This window comes from Croceicoccus sp. (genome assembly GCF_983967925.1).
The window spans coordinates 22,547-37,565 of record NZ_CFETID010000028.1 but is presented as its reverse complement, the minus strand read 5'-3'; the positions used below and the strand labels follow the sequence as shown (position 1 = coordinate 37,565).

The following is a 15,019-nucleotide window of genomic DNA, read 5'->3' as shown; positions in this document are numbered from 1 at the left end:
CCCGCTTGTCGAGCCCGACCGTCGAAACCCATTCATCGACAAGCCGCGCATATTGCCTCGTACTCAGATGACCCTGATAGTCGATCCTGCTTGGAAACACGAAATTGAGGAATGATCCTCCCCGTCGCTCAAGCCAAACGGTCAGGCTCTTTCGCGCCTCCGTCATGATCTCGAACTGGACGGGGCGTCGCGTCTTCTGCTGAATGACGGTTGCTCGATTACGAACGGCACAACCGCTTACCAAGTCGCCGATCCGGATTTTCACAAGATCACAGCCTCGCAGTTTGCTGTCGATGGCGAGGTCGAACAAAGCTCGATCTCGTATTCGCTTGTGCTCATCAAGGAAGAACCGAATAGCCCAGATATCTCTCGGTTTCAGCGGACGTTTAGGACCGATAGTCTGTCCTGCATTCCAAGGCCGCCGATCGTGAATGGCGGGGTCTAGATCTGAATGTCCCATGGCACTTCTCCAGTGGCCGATATTGGCCATCGGGATGATAGCTTGCTTGAGCTTGGCGCACCGCATGTTATAACGACCGTATGAACGCAAGTCTGAAGATCACCAAGATCGGCAACTCTGCCGGCGTTGTCCTCCCCAAGGAGCTCCTTGCAAAGCTGCGTGCAGGCGTGGGCGATACACTCTACGTTTCGGAAACGCCGGAAGGTATTCGCATTACCGCTGCAGATCCTTCATTCGAAGCCAAAATGGCTTTGGCAGAACGGATCATGCGTGAAGACCGGGATATCCTGCGCGCTCTAGCGAAGTAACATGGCACAATCACCCGAACCGGTCTGGATCGAGGCCGAGTTGGCGCTTGCCATCCATGATCGGCAACTGGCTGAGCATGGCGGCCCCATCGGCCTGCGCGATGCGGATGCATTGGAATCTGCCTTGGCGCGTCCTCGCAATCAGTGGGCCTATGGCGAGGCGGATCTGTGCAAGCTCGCTGCTGCATATGCTTATGGCCTAGCGCGCAATCATCCCTTCACGGATGGCAACAAGCGGACCGCCTGGGTTCTCGCACGGCTGTTCCTCGTTTTGAACGGCGTCGAAATTGTTTATGCTCCCGAAGACGCTGTTCGGATGGTCCTGCAGCTTGCCGCTGGTGAACTTGATGAAGCAGCCATATCGGATTGGTTGACTGAAAGACGAGCGTAGGCCGCTAACACAGCAGTCGATATCCGAGAGATGTGGTGTAGCTAATAGCTGACAGTTGCGACGATAGCAGCGCGGGTATCGCGGTCGTCGGATCCGGGTGGGGCCTTCAACTGGGTGCCGACCTCGAGTTGAAGATCGAGGTAACGTCCGACCAGATAATGAACGCCGCCGCCCACGCTCAACATCTTCTCGGTCCGCTCTGTATCGGGAATGCGATGGGGCTGGCGCAGCCATGCATAATCGATGAACGCGCCCAGTTGCATCTGGTCCCTGAAATCGCCTTCGTCGCCAAACAGGCTGAAGGCTGGCGAGCGGATTTCCTGACTGAGCACCATGCCCTGACTGCCCAATGCCGTATTGGTGTCATAACCGCGCACGCTGCCAATCCCGCCGCCGCCGATCTGTTCGCTATAGGGCAGGTTGGTACTGGCGAATTGCGCCATCGCCCTTGTCACCGCGCTCATTCCATAGGGGAGCCGCGTGGTACGGGTGACGGAAAATCGCGAATAGGCATAGATCGCGTCGGAAAAGGCGATCAGATCGGCAAATGCATTGTCGTTATTATGCGCGGTGATATTGCCGGGAGACCATACCGCAGTAACTTGCACTTCGGTTTCACCGGCATCGTCAGGAATATTGGCCGTGTAGATCAACGGAAACTGGAAGATCTCGACAGCGGAATCGAGCAGCCGCAAGCCGGAGAATTCCAGATTATTGTCGGTCCGCTTGAAATCGAAGCCGAACTGCAGCCCTTGATGGGGGCATCGCAGAATCTAGTCGTAAACGTACGCTAAGCCCAAAAGGATAAGCGAACGGCAATTTGCGACGCGTCATCCGTTCCCTTTGAACGGTGGATTCTGGTGGAAGCTGCCGTTCCCATTCTGGTCCAAGGCGCGGCTATAGCTTGTAGCGCGGCAAATTACGGTGGCCTGGCCATCGTAAATGTCGCCGCGCAATAGCTGCGGTCCGTGGAGCACGCCGCCGAGGCAGCAACGCGCCCATTCAAGTCGCTCAACCGAGATCATGGCAAACCAATGAGCAGACATTCTGCTTATGACCTGAGGTGGGACAATGCTGCCGTTCGACGTGCGCCGCTCAAACGGCAGGCTTCGCCGCAACCCGCCTTAGCTAGCGTGAGATGGGGCGGATGGGGGTCTGGGGCAAAAGGTTTCCGGCTCAGGTGTCAACACCGGGACAAAAAACGGGCCAGGCTGTCAAAACCGGTCGACAGTCGAGCACTGGCGCACTTCGGTGATTACCTCTGCGGTCGGGGATCCCCGCGTCCGAAGGCCTAGTCGCTAATCAGCGAGCCGCAGACACCGTTATTCCCGCTACATCATCTAGTGGCAGCTGTGCACCACAATGATGGCCGGCGGCCTCACCGACACGCTGGATCTGGCTTTGCTCCATACCACCTGCCCCCACGAGTTGCACAGTGGCAAGTGGTATGGCTAGCCGCTCATCCTTTAGGTTTCAGCGTCAAGGGAAGGCCGGCGAACATTATGACTGCCTCTTCAACCAATGCCGCTATTTCCTGATTGATGCGGCCCGCAACATCGCGAAACCTTCTGGCAAGGGCGTTGTCGGGTACAATGCCCAGACCCACTTCGTTGGCGACCAGAATGACCGGCCCCCGTGCGGCTGAAAGCGAGCGCGTCAGTCCTTCCGTAGCGGCAGCCGTATCGCGTTCCGCCAGCATCAGGTTCGAAGCCCACAGCGTCAGGCAATCGACCAGCACCACCGTCTCGGGCGTGCTATATACCGTGATCGCCTCCGCCAGTTCCAGGGGGGCCTCGACGGTTGACCAGCGCGGCCCACGATCGGCACGGTGCAGGGCAATCCGCTCGCGCATCTCGTCATCGAAGGCCTGGGCTGAGGCCAGATAGATCAGTTCACCCGCCAGGGCCTCTGCCCTGCCTTGCGCATAGCGGCTCTTGCCCGAACGCGCGCCGCCCAGCACCAGCAAGTGGGACAAGGCGCTGCTCATGCGCTATCTCCCGCCGGGACGGAAGCGGGTCTCTCCGCCATGGCCAGCGCCACCAGCGCGTCAATATCGAGATGCTCCTCAAGCGCGGCTGCGATCTCGTCCAGCGCCGCCTCGACAGAGGCGCCATAGTCCACGCCCCCGGCTTCTACATCCATGCGCGACAGCAGCGCCCGGCGCAGCTCCGCATCAGCCAGCAGGCCGTGGACATAGGAACCAAACACCGTGCCGCCCGCATTTATCGCGCCATCGCGGCGGCCATCGGCGAAAACGGCGAAGGGCTGTTCCGTATCCGGCCCGTTGGTTTGCCCCATGTGCATTTCATATCCCTGGAATGGCGCGCCCATCGCCAGCCCGCTGACCGGACGCAACGCCTTGTGCGCGTGCAAGGTCGTTTCAACATCAAGCAGGCCAAGGCCGCTGGCAGCGCTGGCCGAACCTTCAAACCCATCGGGATCGGCGATGCTTTTGCCGAGCATCTGGTAACCACCGCAAAGCCCAAGGATCAGCCCGCCGCGCCGGTGATGCGCAAAAATATCGATGTCCCAGCCCTCTGCACGCAGAGCGGCCAGATCGGCGATTGTCGACTTTGACCCGGGCAGGATGATGAGTGCGGCCTCTGCCGGGATCGGCTGGCCGGGCGGAACCATGTGCAGGTCCACACCATGTTCGAGCTTCAGCGGATCGAGGTCATCGAAATTAGATATGCGCGGCAGGATCGGACAGGCGATCAGCTTGCGGCTTTCAGCCCGCGCCTTGCCGCTCTCCAGCACCACGGCATCCTCGCTGGGGAGCCGCGCCGCCGCGCTCAACCATGGGACAACGCCGAAGCCGCGCCAGCCTGAGAGGCTTTCGATCTGGGCGTAGCCATCGGCGAACAGGGCGGGATCCCCCCGAAACTTGTTGATGATGAAACCCTGGATCATCGCCGTGTCGGCGGGGTCGATGATCGTTCTCGTGCCAACGATGGCGGCAATGACTCCGCCGCGATCAATATCGCCGACCAGCACGACGGGCACGCCTGCCGCTCGCGCAAAGCCCATATTGGCGATGTCGCCAGCGCGCAGGTTGATTTCCGCAGGAGAGCCGGCACCCTCGACAACGACGATGTCGCACGCCCGGCGGAGCCGGTTATAGCTGGCCAGAACTTCGCCGAGCAGCGCGCCCCGTGCCTGCCGAAAATTGCCCGCGCCCAATGTGCCGCGCACCCGACCATGCACGATCAGTTGCGATGTGCGGTCGGCCTGCGGTTTCAGCAGCACCGGATTCATGTCGGTATGCGGCTCCACCTTGCAGGCGATTGCCTGCAAGGCCTGCGCCCGGCCGATCTCGCCGCCATCGCTGGTGACGGCAGCATTGTTCGACATGTTCTGCGGCTTGAACGGCAAGACCCGCAAACCCCGCTGCACCAGGGCGCGGCACAGCCCCGCCACCAGCACGGATTTGCCCACATCAGAGCCGGTGCCCTGAAGCATTATAGCGCCCATGCTGCACCTCCTGCAATACCGGCCGCCATGAACCACAGGCACAGACATGCACGGGCGTAGATGCCCAATCCGCGCCAAATATCCTCTGTCCGGGCCGGGCGGTCTCCCTCCCCAATCCAGAGCTTGTCCGAAAGAATCCCGTCATAAGCGATTGGCCCAGCCAGGCGCAGCCCCAGCGCCCCAGCCATCGCGGCCTCGGGCCAGCCCGCATTGGGCGAGGCGTGCCTGGACGCATCGCGCCACAATATCCGCCAGCCACCCCCGCCGCACAGGCAGATCAGCAATCCCGACAGGCGCGCTGGAATGAGGTTCATCGCATCGTCGGTGCGGGCCGCAGCCCAACCATAGGCGCGCCATCGCTCCTCGCGGTGCCCAATCATGCTGTCGGCGGTGTTGATCGCCTTATAGGCCCAGATACCGGGCAGCCCCAGCACCAGCAGCCAGAACAACGGCGCGACCACCCCGTCGCAGAAACTTTCCGCCAGACTCTCGATCGCCGCGCGGGCAACACCCGCGTCATCAAGCGCGGCTGTATCGCGGCCAACGATCATGCCGACTGTGGCGCGCGCGGCGGGCAGATCCTGCCGCTCCAGCGCATCGGCAACGAGGCGGACGTGGTCGTACAGGCTGCGCTGCGCCAGACCCGGCCAGGCCAGCACAGCGATCAGGGGCCAGGCCCAAGGCCCGGCGATTGCCACGAGCAGACTTTGCAGCACCCAGCCCGCACCGCCCGCCATACCCAGCAGGATCAGGACGGTGACCGCCCCGGCCATGCGCCGCTGTCCATCGGAACGCGAGGGGACATTCCAGCGCCGTTCCAGCGCGGCGATAATCCGCGCAAAGATGCCCACAGGATGGCCGATCCGGCGATACAGCGGCTGAGGCCAGCCCACTGCCGCGTCGAGCACCAAGGCCAGGAAAGCAGTCAGATCAATCATCAGCCAGCGCCGCATCAAGGCGATCCAGCGCCTGTCGGTCGGCGGGCAGGCCCAGGCGCAGCCAGCGCGGATCGTAATCGAACGGCCGCGTCAGGATGGAATGGCGCGCAAGGCGTTCGAACAGCGCGGCGGCATCGTCCGTTTCGATCAGCCGGAACAGCGGGCAAGCACCTATCGCGCTGTAGCCCCGCCGCGCCAGCACCGCGTCCAGCGCATCCGCCTGTTCACGCAAGGCCATCCGCATGGCGGCTGTCCAGTCCACATCCTGATATGCCGCTGTGCCGATGGCCAGCGCCGCTGCCGATAGCGGCCAACTGCCCAGCCGCTGCCGATATTGCGCGATCAGCGCGCGCGGTCCCAGCACAAAGCCGAGCCGCACCCCGGCCAGCCCGAAGAATTTGCCGAACGAGCGGAAGATAATCAGCCGCTGTCCGTCCTGCACATGGGCGGCAAGGCTGCTGTGCGGGGCGGCATCGGCAAAGGCTTCGTCCACGACCAGCCACGCTGCGCTGTCGCGCCGCGCCGCCAGCCAGCCAAGCAGGGTGGCAGGCGACATGATCCGGCCATCGGGGTTATTGGGATTGGCAAGGATGATGGTCGCCTCCTCCGTTCCGGTCAGCTCGGTCAGGGCTACGGGGCGGCTGCGGGGAATCATTTCGCCATGGGTGCGATAGCTGGGCTGGGCGTGGATGGCAGCGCCGGGCAGGATGTCACCCAGCATCCGCAGGCCGATCTCCGTGCCTGGTACGGCACAGACATGGGCTGGGTCAGTGCCGAAACAGGCGGCGGCAGCGGCCTCCAGATCGTTCAGCGCGCCGGTGTCGGGCAGCGCCTGCCAGTCCACTGCCAGATTGTCCGCGCCGGGCCAGCCATGCGGATTGATGCCGGTGGACAGGTCGATCCACGGCGCCTTGCCCATGCCGAACTGCGCCATGGCATCGGCCAACCTGCCGCCGTGAAAACTGAAGCTGTTCATGTCGTGTGTATCCATAGGCCCGTGATTGCCACGCTCAGCAGCAAGCCGGTTTCGATCAACTCGATGCCTGCACCATGGCCATCGCCGGAAATCCCGCCCAACGCGCGGCGCACGTGCCACCCCCACCACAGAACGAGTAATGGTGTGACAAGCAGCGCCGGAGTGAACCACGCCGCCGCTGCCAGCGCGGCCGCCCAGCCCGCAAGATCGATCGGGCCGATGGCGGAACGGAATCGAGCCGCCAGCCCCTGATGCAGCGGCATCAGCCACCATGTCCACACCAGCGGGCCGATGCGCGCGGCAAACGGCACCAGTACCAGCGCGCCAAACGCCCGTGCATCCACCAGCATATCCAGCAGCACCAACTTGCTCAGCAGTTGGAGCACAATCGCGACAACGCCGAAGCTGCCGACATGGGGATCGGCCAGAACGGCCAGCAGCCGCTCGCGATCTTTATGCGCCGCGCCGCTGGCATCGGCGAGGTCGGCCAGGCCATCAAGGTGCAGCGCGCCGGTCACGCCCACCCAGACGATCAGTGCGGCTAATGCGCCCAGCCGGTGATCGACCAGCGCGCCTGCCCATGCGGCTCCCGCAACCGCTGCACCAATAACCAGGCCTACAGCGGGAAACCAGCGCATCGACCGGGCAAACGCGGCATCATCCACGACGATTGTCCGCAGTGGAGCTGGCATAGGCAGCCGCGTCAGGAATTGCAGGGCGATGATGAAGCCCCTCACGGATAAAGCCCCGCGATCTGTGCCGTGGGGGTTGCTCCGGGCCAGACGCGCAACGTCAGCAGGCAATTGTAGGGCAGGTCAACGGCCCACGTCTGGTGCATGTCAAACCCGCACAACACCGCCAGCGCCGCCCGCATCGCGCCTCCATGCGTGACGATCAGCGTCGGCCGCGCGGCCAGATCGCCAAGGGCGCTGGATACTCGTTCCACCAGCGCCGACCAGCGTTCTCCACCGGGCGGCGCATGGCCATCGGGATCGTCCCAGAACCGCGCCAGTGCCGCGCCTTCTACATCGCCGGGAGCCATCCCGTCCCATGCGCCAAAGTCCAGTTCGCGCCAGCGCGGATCGATTGACAGCGGCACACCGGTCGCAAGGGCAATGGCCTCGCCCGCCAAACGCGCCCGCGACAGGTCGGAAGCGATCAGCACTTCAGCCGCCAGATTCCGCGCCTGATCGGCGCAGGCCGCGATACCGGCGGCAATAGGCGGCGCATCGGTAAGACCAATCAGCCGCCCCGCGCCTTCCGGTTCACCGTGGCGCAGGAGATAAAGGGGAAAGCTGCTCACAGGCCGTCTGCCACCCCGGCCTGCGCAAAAGTGGCCATGCCGTTGTGCGTGGCCAGCGCTGCCCGGATTACCGACACGGCCAGCGCCGCGCCGCTGCCTTCGCCCAATCGCATCCCCAGCGACAGCAGGGGATCAAGGCCCAGATGCTCCAGCAAGCGGATATGCCCCGGTTCAGCCGAACAATGGCCCGCCAGACAATGATCGGTGATCGCCGGAACGGCGGCGGCCAGCGGCGCCAGTGCGGCGCAACTGATGAACCCGTCCAGCACCACCGGGATGCGCAGACGGCGCGCCTCCAGCACGGCCCCGGCAACGCCTGCGATTTCGCGCCCGCCCAACCGGCGCAGGATTTCAAACGGGGTGTCCGGCGCATCGGCATGAAAGGCCAGCGCCCGCTCTACCACGGCTACCTTGCGCGCAATTCCGCCCGCATCAACGCCCGTTCCCGGCCCGGCCCATTGCGCGGGACTGCCGCCATAACTGCGCGCGCAAAGCGCGGCGGCGGCGGTTGAATTGCCAATGCCCATTTCGCCAACGACCAGCAGGTGCAGCCCCGGCTCCACCACCGCCGCTCCGGCAGCAAGTGCAGCAAGGCACTCCGTCTCGTCCATTGCCGCAGCGATGGTGAAGTCCGCCGTGGGCCGGTCCAGATCGAGTGCGATGACCCGCAGATCAAGTCCGGCGGCCCCGGCCAGTGCGTTGATGGCGGCACCTCCGGCAGCGAAATTGCCGACCATCGCGGCAGTCACGCTGGCGGGAAAGGCGCTGACCCCGTGGACAACGAAGCCATGATTCCCGGCAATGATCGCCGCGCGGCCCTGTTCGATCACCGGCTGCGCCGTGCCCTGCCATCCGGCCATAAACACCGCGATGTCTTCCAGTCGCCCCAGCGATCCGGCGGGCTTGGTCAGGCTGGCCTGCCGCGCCCGCGCAGCGGTGATGGCGTCCGCATCGGCCACAGGCAAACGCTCAAGCGCCGCTTCAAAGGCGGCAAGGGACGCAAACCGGCTCATTCCGCAACGAAGCCCTGCGGCGGGGTGCGGGTTATGAAATGCCCCTTCACGCCTTGCGGCCATTGCTTGAACGGCACCCGGCCATGTTCGCTGGCGGCATAGTGGACCGCATAGTCCAGAATGGCGGTGGCGGCGTCCTCGTCCGGCGTGAACCGGCCCAGAACATAGCCGACCTTGCCGGGCGCGCGCAGGTGGATTGTGCAGAAATCGGTGCAGGCGAACAGGCACGGCATCTCCTGCACCGCCACCCCGGCATAGCGCGCGTCGCTCTCCTGTACCTGTCGCAGCGCCGCCACCAGTTGCGCGCCGCCGCGCGTCCCGGCGGAGTCCTCACGCGCATCGGCGCTATGGCGGCAAGTGTTGCAGGCCACGATAGCGGGGCCGTCCTCCACGGGTATCAGCATGGTTTTCTGGTCCTTTGATTGAAAATCATCGTTCGAACACCCGGTCGCTCCACGGTTCACGCGGTTGCCAACCGTGCCGTTCCAGTTCGGGTGTGTCGGATGTGTCTGCCGGATAGCCAATGCACAGCAGCGCGATCAGCGACCAATGCGCGGGTACATCCAGCATGGCCTGAACCAAAGGCGGATCAACGATCGACACCCAGCCAAGGCCAATGCCGCGCAGCCGTGCCGCGAGCCAGAGATTGTGGATCGCCAGCACACAGGAATATCGCAGCATTTCAGGCATGGTGGCAATGCCAAGGCCGTGCCCCGCCTCGGGCAGTTCATCGCAGAACACCGCCATCAGTTCGGGCGCTTCACGCAAGCCGTGCAGCTTTAGCGACAGGTAGTGATCGTGCCGCGCCTGCCCGGCATAACGCTCCGCCGCTTGTGCACTTTGCCCATCGGCATGGGCGGCCAGCGCCTCGCGGATGTCAGGCGTCCGCACCCGCACAAATCGCCACGGCTGCGCATTGCCGACCGACGGCGCAAGCGAGGCACAGGCCAGCAGCGCGCGCATGTCCGCTTCGCCCACGGCGCGGCGGTCGAAATGCCGGACATCGCGCCGCCAGCGCAGCAATTGCATGAATTGCTCCGCAAATTCCGCGCCGAACACAGGCGGGACCGCGCTCAGAACTCGATCCCCGGTCAAAATTCAATGCCGGCCTGGGCCTTCACGCCGGAGCGGAATGGATGCTTGACCATGGTCATTTCGGTAACAAGGTCGGCCGCCTCGATCAGCGCCTCGGGGGCGTTGCGGCCTGTGACGATAACGTGCTTCATCATGTCGCGCGCGGTCAGCACCGCCACCACTTCATCGACCGGCAGATAATCATACCGCAGCACGATGTTCAGTTCGTCGGCCAGCACCATGTGATAGCTGGGATCGGCGATCATGCGCTTGACCTCGTCCCAGCCGGCGCGGGCGGCCGCGATATCGCGTGTGCGGTCCTGCGTGTCCCAGGTAAAACCCTCGCCCATCGGCTTGAATTCGACATTGTCGGGAAAGGCATCGAACACGGCCTTTTCACCCGTTTTCATCGCCCCTTTGACAAACTGGACCACCCCCACTTTCATGCCGTGGCCAATGGCGCGAACCACCATGCCCAGCGCCGCGCTGGTTTTGCCCTTGCCCTTGCCGGTGTGGACGATCAGCAGGCCCTGTTCGCGGGTCTTGCTGGCCATGATCTTGGCCTGCGCGGTCTGCTTCTTGCGCATCTTTTCGGCGTGGCGGGCATCGCCGCCTGCAACTTCTACTTGGTTTTCAGGTTCCATCGGCCAATTCCCTTCGCATGAGATAGACATCCATGATCCAGCCATGGCGCGCGCGCAGTTCCGCCCGGCGCAACGCGATCCGGGGACCGGCTTGCGCCAGGGGGCCCTGTTCCAGCGCCTCGTGCGCCATGCCCAGATAAGCGCCCCACCAGATGGTGATGCCTTGCGGTTGCAGCCCCTCGAACGCGCAACCGCTGTCAAGCATCACGACAATCGTGTCGGCTCCGGCAGGCCAGCCATGGGCGCGCAGCAGCCGCCCGGTGGTGATCGTCACCGGGCCGGCCAGCGGGTTCAACGGCATGGCATGGGCAGCGGTCAGCGCCTGAATACTGGTGATGCCCGGCACCACCCGCACGGCGATTTCCACCCCCGCGCTGCGCAGCCGGTCAGCAATGCGCAAGGTGCTGTCATACAGCGAGGGATCACCCCAGACGAGCAGCGCCAGCTTGCCACCGCCGGGCAAATGTTCGGCGATCTGCACCCGCCACGCATCGGCAATGGCATCATGCCAAGCGTTGACGTCATCCAGATAAGTGGCCCCATTGCCGCGCACTGGCAAGTCAAATTCCACAATCCGCGTTGGCCCCGTCAGCACCTGCGCGCAGATCTCCCGGCGCAGGTCGATCAGATCGGACTTGGCCTGCCCCTTGCGCGGCAACAGGATCAGGTCGGCACGGTTCATCGCCGCGACAGCCTGCGCTGTCAGGTGATCGGGGTTGCCAGTGCCGATACCGATCAGGTGGAGGTCGATCATTGGGCATCTCGGCACGAAGCGGGCGCGATCATGTGGAAATAGCTGCCGGTGACATGGCCGCGATGCGATCCGCTTTCGGCCACCGCCGCGCCTTCGGCATCGGTCACAAGCGCCAGCGGCGCGTCGCTCTGTTCGGCAATGGTTGAATAGTGGAACTCGTGCCCGCGCAGCCTGGTCCCGGCGGCAAGGCGCGATACCGGCACCAGCAGTTCGGCATGGCGATAGCCAAGGTGCATCTTGCGCTGGGCATGGCTGGTGACAAGCCCCAGCAGCCCGGCCATCCGGTGCCGTTCTCCGCTCTTGTCGATCAACCCCTGCCCCAGCACCATATAGCCGCCGCATTCGCCGTGCACGGGCCGCGTTTGCGCATGGCAGCGCAGGCCGGACAGGAATGTTGCAGCCGCCGCAATGGTCCCGGCGTGCAGTTCGGGATAGCCGCCGGGCAACCACACCAGATCGGCATGGGCGGCAGGCGCTTCATCGGCCAGCGGCGAGAATGGCAGGATCTCCGCCCCGGCGCGCCGCCAGCCTTCGATCAGATGCGGGTAGACGAACGAAAAGGCCGCATCGCGCGCCATGGCGATCCGCTGGGCCGGAGGGGCAGGCAGGTTGCCGCCGTCGGCTTGTGGTGCGGCACCAGCGGCAAGGCGAATAACGTCAAGATCGACATGGGCGCGCAGGAACGCTGCAAACTCGGCAATCGCGCGATCAAGGTCGGGATGCTCCACCGCCTGAACCAGCCCCAGATGGCGTTCGGGCAGGGTCAGGTCGCCGCGCCTTGGCAGGGCGCCCAGCACCGGAATGCCCACCGCCTCCATGCCCTTGCGCACCAGCCGTTCATGACGCGGACTGGCCACGCGGTTCAGGATCACCCCGGCAAATGGCAGCCCCGGATCAAGGCTGCTGAACCCCAGCGCGGTGGCGGCGGCGGACTGCGCCTGCCCCGACACATCCAGCACCAGCACGATCGGCCAGCCCATCCGGCGGGCCATGTCGGCGCTGGCACCATTGCCCGACGCACCCTTGCTGGCCACGCCATCGAACAACCCCATCGACCCTTCGGCCAGCACCATGTCCGCGCCCCCGGCCTGCGCCGCAATGGCAGCGATCAGATCGTCCTCCATCGCCCAGCTATCGAGATTGAACGACGGCCTGCCACTCGCCGCGCGGTGAAACGCCGGGTCGATATAGTCCGGCCCGCTCTTGAACGGCTGCACCGCCAGCCCGTCTTCGGTCAGGGCGCGCAGCAGGCCCAGCATCACCGTGGTCTTGCCTGTGCCCGATGCGGGGGCGGCGATCATCAATCCCGGAGTCTGGTGGCGCGCGCTCATTCGGCCGCACCGCCAAAACGTGACGTGGCATCCTGCGGCCTGAACCGGCGATCATAACCGGGCGCATAGAGGCTGCTTTCGGCAAAATCCTGCGCCGCCAGCACCCGCCCGACCAGGATCAGGGCGGTGCGCTCCATGCTCCCGGCGATGGCCTGTTCAATAGTGTCGAGCGTGGCGCGCACGATCCGCTGATCGGGCCAACTGGCGCGCCAGACCACCGCGACGGGGCAATCCGCGCCATAGGCCGGCGTCAGGTCCGCCACCACTTGCGCCAGATTGTGAACCGAAAGGTGAATGGCCAGCGTCGCGCCGGTCACGGCAAAGTTGGCCAGGCTTTCGGCGGGCGGCATCGTGCTGGCGCGGCCCGGTGTGCGGGTCAGCACCAGCGATTGCGCCAGCGCGGGCAGGGTCAGCTCTGCCTCCAGCGCGGCGGCGGCGGCGGCGAAAGCCGGGACGCCGGGTGTGATCGTAAAGGGAATGTCCAGCGCGCGCAGGCGGCGCAACTGCTCGCCCATGGCAGACCACACCGAAAGATCGCCCGAATGCAGCCGCGCCACATCGTGCCCGGCGGCATGGGCGGCGGCGATTTCGGCCATGATCTGGTCCAGTTCCAGCGGCGCGGTGTTCACGATCCGGGCGCCCGGCGGGCAATGATCCAGCACGGCGACCGGGATCAGCGACCCGGCATAAAGGCACACCGGGCTGCCCGCGATCAGATCGCGTCCGCGCAAAGTGAGAAGATCGGGCGCGCCGGGACCGGCGCCAATGAAGTGGACGGTCATGTCGGGGTTCCCTGAAGGTTGACACTGGCAGCAATGGCGCACGTCGCCATGCGATCGGGGGAGATGTGGCGCGGCGACAGCAGGCGCGCACCCGCGCCAGCAGCGGCAAGCGCGGACGCTTCGGCCACGCTGCCGACGTGACGAGCGTTCAGGCTGGCGATGGAGCGCGTGGGGGTGGAAACGGCAGCCAGTGCATCGGACGCCACGCCCATCAGCGGCAGGCCCAGCGCTTCGGCCAGAGGGAGCAGCGCTGCGAGCTTGTCTTGCGCCGTGGCCAGATGCGTCACCGGCGGTTGCCCCTGCTCCGCCAGCGCGAACGCCGCGCGCAGCGAAGGCAGGCCGACGCCTGACCGAAAGCCGAACCCGGCGATGATCACAGCGTCACGCTCCATTGCACCACCGGATAGCGCGCGCGCCAGCCGTGCCGGTTGCCCAGCGGTGCGGCGTCGGCCAGTTCGATGCGCAGGAGGCTCCCGCCCTTCTGGCCATGCCACCGGGCTAGCAGCGCTTCTGATTCCAGCGTCACCGCATTGGTCACCAGCCGCGTTCCGGCGGGCAAACGTGCCCATAGCGTGTCCAGCAAGGCTTCCGATAAACCACCGCCGATGAACACCGCATCGGGCAATGGTCCCGGTGGCAGGGCATCCGGCGCAATCCCGACGACAACTTTCAGCCGATCAACGCCCAGCGCAGCGGCGTTGGCCCGCACACGGTCCGCGCGCACCGGATCCGCCTCTATCGCACAGGCCCGGTTGGCCAGGTGGGCCAGCAGCCATTCGATCCCGATCGATCCCGATCCCGCGCCAATATCCCACAGCAGCTCACCCGCACACGGGGCCAGCGCCGATAGCGTCAGCGCGCGTACCGGACGCTTGGTCAACTGCCCGTCGGACGCAAACCAGTGGTCCGGTCGGCCCGCCGTCAGCGGCAAGGACGGGCCATGCCCGGCACACTCGATCCCGGCCGCTACCGGATGGGCGATGTCGGTGAAAGACAGCCCCTCGGCGCGCGCGGTGCGAACCCGTTCGCGCGGCCCGCCCAGCGCTTCCATCACATGCAACGCTGACGCGCCAAAGCCTTGGCCGGTCAGATAGTCCGCCAGCGCGGCCACCGCCGCGCCATCGCGCAACAGTGCAATGACGCGCCGCCCTGGTGCCAGGTGGGGCTTGAGCCGATCTAACGGCGCGGCATGGAGGCCAAGACAGGCCACATCCTGAACCGGCCAGCCCAGCCGCGCAACCGCCAGCGTGAAAGTGGAAGGCGCGGGGATCGCCACCCATTCGCCCGGATCAAGCAGGCGCGCCACACTGCTTCCCGCCCCGAACCAGAACGGATCGCCCGATGCCAGCATCACCACCCGCTGCCCGCGATGTTGCATCAGCAGGGCAATGCCATCGGCAAAGGGTACTGGCCATTCGATCATGGTACAGGTAATCGCGGGCAGCAGCGACAGGTGCCGTGCCGGTCCCATGACCAGTCCGGCCTGCGCCAGCGCCGTGCGGGCGGCGGCGGAAAGGCCGTCCGGCCCGTCCTCGCCAATGCCGATGATCGTCAACCACGCTTCAGGAGCCATA

19 protein-coding genes are annotated in these 15,019 nt (G+C 65.1%); 2 read left to right on the top strand and 17 right to left on the bottom strand.

Annotated elements, in window-relative coordinates; all coding sequences use genetic code 11:
• Positions 1-460, bottom strand: a 460-nt coding sequence (locus tag AC4FIJ_RS13895; RefSeq protein WP_490337287.1) for a tyrosine-type recombinase/integrase, incomplete at its 3' end; no start/stop codon positions are given.
• An 80-nt stretch (positions 461-540) separates the two neighbouring features.
• On the opposite strand from AC4FIJ_RS13895, the gene AC4FIJ_RS13890 reads away from it, so the two are divergent.
• Both AC4FIJ_RS13890 and AC4FIJ_RS13885 read left to right on the top strand, forming a co-directional pair.
• A complete protein-coding gene (locus tag AC4FIJ_RS13890; RefSeq protein ID WP_185885927.1) occupies positions 541-768 on the top strand; it encodes an AbrB/MazE/SpoVT family DNA-binding domain-containing protein in 228 nt (75 codons plus the stop codon).
• Between the two features lies 1 nt (position 769).
• A complete protein-coding gene (locus tag AC4FIJ_RS13885) occupies positions 770-1,159 on the top strand; it encodes a type II toxin-antitoxin system death-on-curing family toxin (protein WP_185885926.1) in 390 nt (129 codons plus the stop codon).
• A 41-nt stretch (positions 1,160-1,200) separates the two neighbouring features.
• On the opposite strand, the gene AC4FIJ_RS13880 is transcribed toward AC4FIJ_RS13885, so the two are convergent.
• The 16 genes from AC4FIJ_RS13880 to AC4FIJ_RS13805 all read right to left on the bottom strand — a co-directional run bounded on the left by AC4FIJ_RS13880 (position 1,201) and on the right by AC4FIJ_RS13805 (position 15,018).
• Positions 1,201-1,854 carry a ShlB/FhaC/HecB family hemolysin secretion/activation protein gene (locus AC4FIJ_RS13880; RefSeq protein ID WP_490337285.1) on the bottom strand — a complete coding sequence of 218 codons (654 nt, stop codon included), beginning with the start codon at positions 1,852-1,854 and terminating at the stop codon, positions 1,201-1,203.
• Positions 1,855-2,618: 764 nt separating this feature from the next.
• Entirely contained in the window at positions 2,619-3,146 is a 528-nt protein-coding gene (cobU, locus tag AC4FIJ_RS13875) for a bifunctional adenosylcobinamide kinase/adenosylcobinamide-phosphate guanylyltransferase (RefSeq protein WP_011443984.1), read from the bottom strand.
• Positions 3,143-4,630 (bottom strand): cobyric acid synthase, encoded by a 1,488-nt coding sequence (locus tag AC4FIJ_RS13870; RefSeq protein WP_041549915.1) that lies wholly within the window; start codon positions 4,628-4,630, stop codon positions 3,143-3,145. Before AC4FIJ_RS13870 ends, cobU begins: the two co-directional genes overlap by 4 nt.
• On the bottom strand, positions 4,618-5,568 hold the full coding sequence (gene cbiB, locus AC4FIJ_RS13865) for an adenosylcobinamide-phosphate synthase CbiB (RefSeq protein WP_011443986.1): 951 nt from the start codon (positions 5,566-5,568) through the stop codon (positions 4,618-4,620). Before cbiB ends, AC4FIJ_RS13870 begins: the two co-directional genes overlap by 13 nt.
• On the bottom strand, positions 5,561-6,544 hold the full coding sequence (cobD, locus tag AC4FIJ_RS13860) for a threonine-phosphate decarboxylase CobD (protein ID WP_011443987.1): 984 nt from the start codon (positions 6,542-6,544) through the stop codon (positions 5,561-5,563). Before cobD ends, cbiB begins: the two co-directional genes overlap by 8 nt.
• Positions 6,541-7,281: an adenosylcobinamide-GDP ribazoletransferase gene (locus AC4FIJ_RS13855; RefSeq protein WP_011443988.1), complete on the bottom strand. Its 741-nt coding sequence runs from the start codon at positions 7,279-7,281 to the stop codon at positions 6,541-6,543. The genes cobD and AC4FIJ_RS13855 overlap by 4 nt, the downstream gene beginning before the upstream one ends.
• Positions 7,278-7,847, bottom strand: coding sequence for a histidine phosphatase family protein (locus AC4FIJ_RS13850; RefSeq protein ID WP_011443989.1), 570 nt, complete (start codon positions 7,845-7,847; stop codon positions 7,278-7,280). Before AC4FIJ_RS13850 ends, AC4FIJ_RS13855 begins: the two co-directional genes overlap by 4 nt.
• Entirely contained in the window at positions 7,844-8,860 is a 1,017-nt protein-coding gene (gene cobT, locus AC4FIJ_RS13845; RefSeq protein ID WP_490337284.1) for a nicotinate-nucleotide--dimethylbenzimidazole phosphoribosyltransferase, read from the bottom strand. The genes AC4FIJ_RS13850 and cobT overlap by 4 nt, the downstream gene beginning before the upstream one ends.
• Positions 8,857-9,264: a DUF1636 domain-containing protein gene (locus AC4FIJ_RS13840; RefSeq protein ID WP_011443991.1), complete on the bottom strand. Its 408-nt coding sequence runs from the start codon at positions 9,262-9,264 to the stop codon at positions 8,857-8,859. Before AC4FIJ_RS13840 ends, cobT begins: the two co-directional genes overlap by 4 nt.
• A gap of 25 nt (positions 9,265-9,289) precedes the next feature.
• Positions 9,290-9,937, bottom strand: coding sequence for a 5,6-dimethylbenzimidazole synthase (bluB, locus tag AC4FIJ_RS13835; protein ID WP_083455651.1), 648 nt, complete (start codon positions 9,935-9,937; stop codon positions 9,290-9,292).
• A 14-nt stretch (positions 9,938-9,951) separates the two neighbouring features.
• Complete coding sequence (cobO, locus tag AC4FIJ_RS13830; RefSeq protein ID WP_011443993.1) at positions 9,952-10,578, bottom strand: cob(I)yrinic acid a,c-diamide adenosyltransferase; 627 nt, start codon at positions 10,576-10,578, stop codon at positions 9,952-9,954.
• On the bottom strand, positions 10,568-11,332 hold the full coding sequence (gene cobF / locus AC4FIJ_RS13825; protein WP_011443994.1) for a precorrin-6A synthase (deacetylating): 765 nt from the start codon (positions 11,330-11,332) through the stop codon (positions 10,568-10,570). Before cobF ends, cobO begins: the two co-directional genes overlap by 11 nt.
• A complete protein-coding gene (locus AC4FIJ_RS13820; protein WP_011443995.1) occupies positions 11,329-12,663 on the bottom strand; it encodes a cobyrinic acid a,c-diamide synthase CobB in 1,335 nt (444 codons plus the stop codon). Before AC4FIJ_RS13820 ends, cobF begins: the two co-directional genes overlap by 4 nt.
• On the bottom strand, positions 12,660-13,445 hold the full coding sequence (gene cobM, locus AC4FIJ_RS13815; protein WP_011443996.1) for a precorrin-4 C(11)-methyltransferase: 786 nt from the start codon (positions 13,443-13,445) through the stop codon (positions 12,660-12,662). Before cobM ends, AC4FIJ_RS13820 begins: the two co-directional genes overlap by 4 nt.
• A complete protein-coding gene (locus AC4FIJ_RS13810) occupies positions 13,442-13,822 on the bottom strand; it encodes a cobalamin biosynthesis protein (RefSeq protein ID WP_011443997.1) in 381 nt (126 codons plus the stop codon). The genes cobM and AC4FIJ_RS13810 overlap by 4 nt, the downstream gene beginning before the upstream one ends.
• The gene (locus AC4FIJ_RS13805; protein WP_011443998.1) at positions 13,819-15,018 is read right to left on the bottom strand and encodes a bifunctional cobalt-precorrin-7 (C(5))-methyltransferase/cobalt-precorrin-6B (C(15))-methyltransferase; all 1,200 of its coding nucleotides are present in this window, start codon (positions 15,016-15,018) and stop codon (positions 13,819-13,821) included. The genes AC4FIJ_RS13810 and AC4FIJ_RS13805 overlap by 4 nt, the downstream gene beginning before the upstream one ends.
• Position 15,019: the final 1 nt, after the last annotated feature.

Excerpts from the sequence above, each read along its gene's own strand:
- cobD (WP_011443987.1), bottom strand. The coding sequence starts at position 6,544 with ATGAACAGCTTCAGTTTTCACGGCGGCAGGTTGGCCGATGCCATGGCG.
- AC4FIJ_RS13890 (WP_185885927.1), top strand. The coding sequence starts at position 541 with ATGAACGCAAGTCTGAAGATCACCAAGATCGGCAACTCTGCCGGCGTT.
- AC4FIJ_RS13805 (WP_011443998.1), bottom strand. The coding sequence starts at position 15,018 with ATGGCTCCTGAAGCGTGGTTGACGATCATCGGCATTGGCGAGGACGGG.
- cobF (WP_011443994.1), bottom strand. The coding sequence starts at position 11,332 with ATGATCGACCTCCACCTGATCGGTATCGGCACTGGCAACCCCGATCAC.
- AC4FIJ_RS13820 (WP_011443995.1), bottom strand. The coding sequence starts at position 12,663 with ATGAGCGCGCGCCACCAGACTCCGGGATTGATGATCGCCGCCCCCGCA.
- cobO (WP_011443993.1), bottom strand. The coding sequence starts at position 10,578 with ATGGAACCTGAAAACCAAGTAGAAGTTGCAGGCGGCGATGCCCGCCAC.
- cobU (WP_011443984.1), bottom strand. The coding sequence starts at position 3,146 with ATGAGCAGCGCCTTGTCCCACTTGCTGGTGCTGGGCGGCGCGCGTTCG.
- AC4FIJ_RS13885 (WP_185885926.1), top strand. The coding sequence starts at position 770 with ATGGCACAATCACCCGAACCGGTCTGGATCGAGGCCGAGTTGGCGCTT.
- AC4FIJ_RS13870 (WP_041549915.1), bottom strand. The coding sequence starts at position 4,630 with ATGGGCGCTATAATGCTTCAGGGCACCGGCTCTGATGTGGGCAAATCC.
- AC4FIJ_RS13840 (WP_011443991.1), bottom strand. The coding sequence starts at position 9,264 with ATGCTGATACCCGTGGAGGACGGCCCCGCTATCGTGGCCTGCAACACT.
- cbiB (WP_011443986.1), bottom strand. The coding sequence starts at position 5,568 with ATGATTGATCTGACTGCTTTCCTGGCCTTGGTGCTCGACGCGGCAGTG.
- cobM (WP_011443996.1), bottom strand. The coding sequence starts at position 13,445 with ATGACCGTCCACTTCATTGGCGCCGGTCCCGGCGCGCCCGATCTTCTC.
- cobT (WP_490337284.1), bottom strand. The coding sequence starts at position 8,860 with ATGAGCCGGTTTGCGTCCCTTGCCGCCTTTGAAGCGGCGCTTGAGCGT.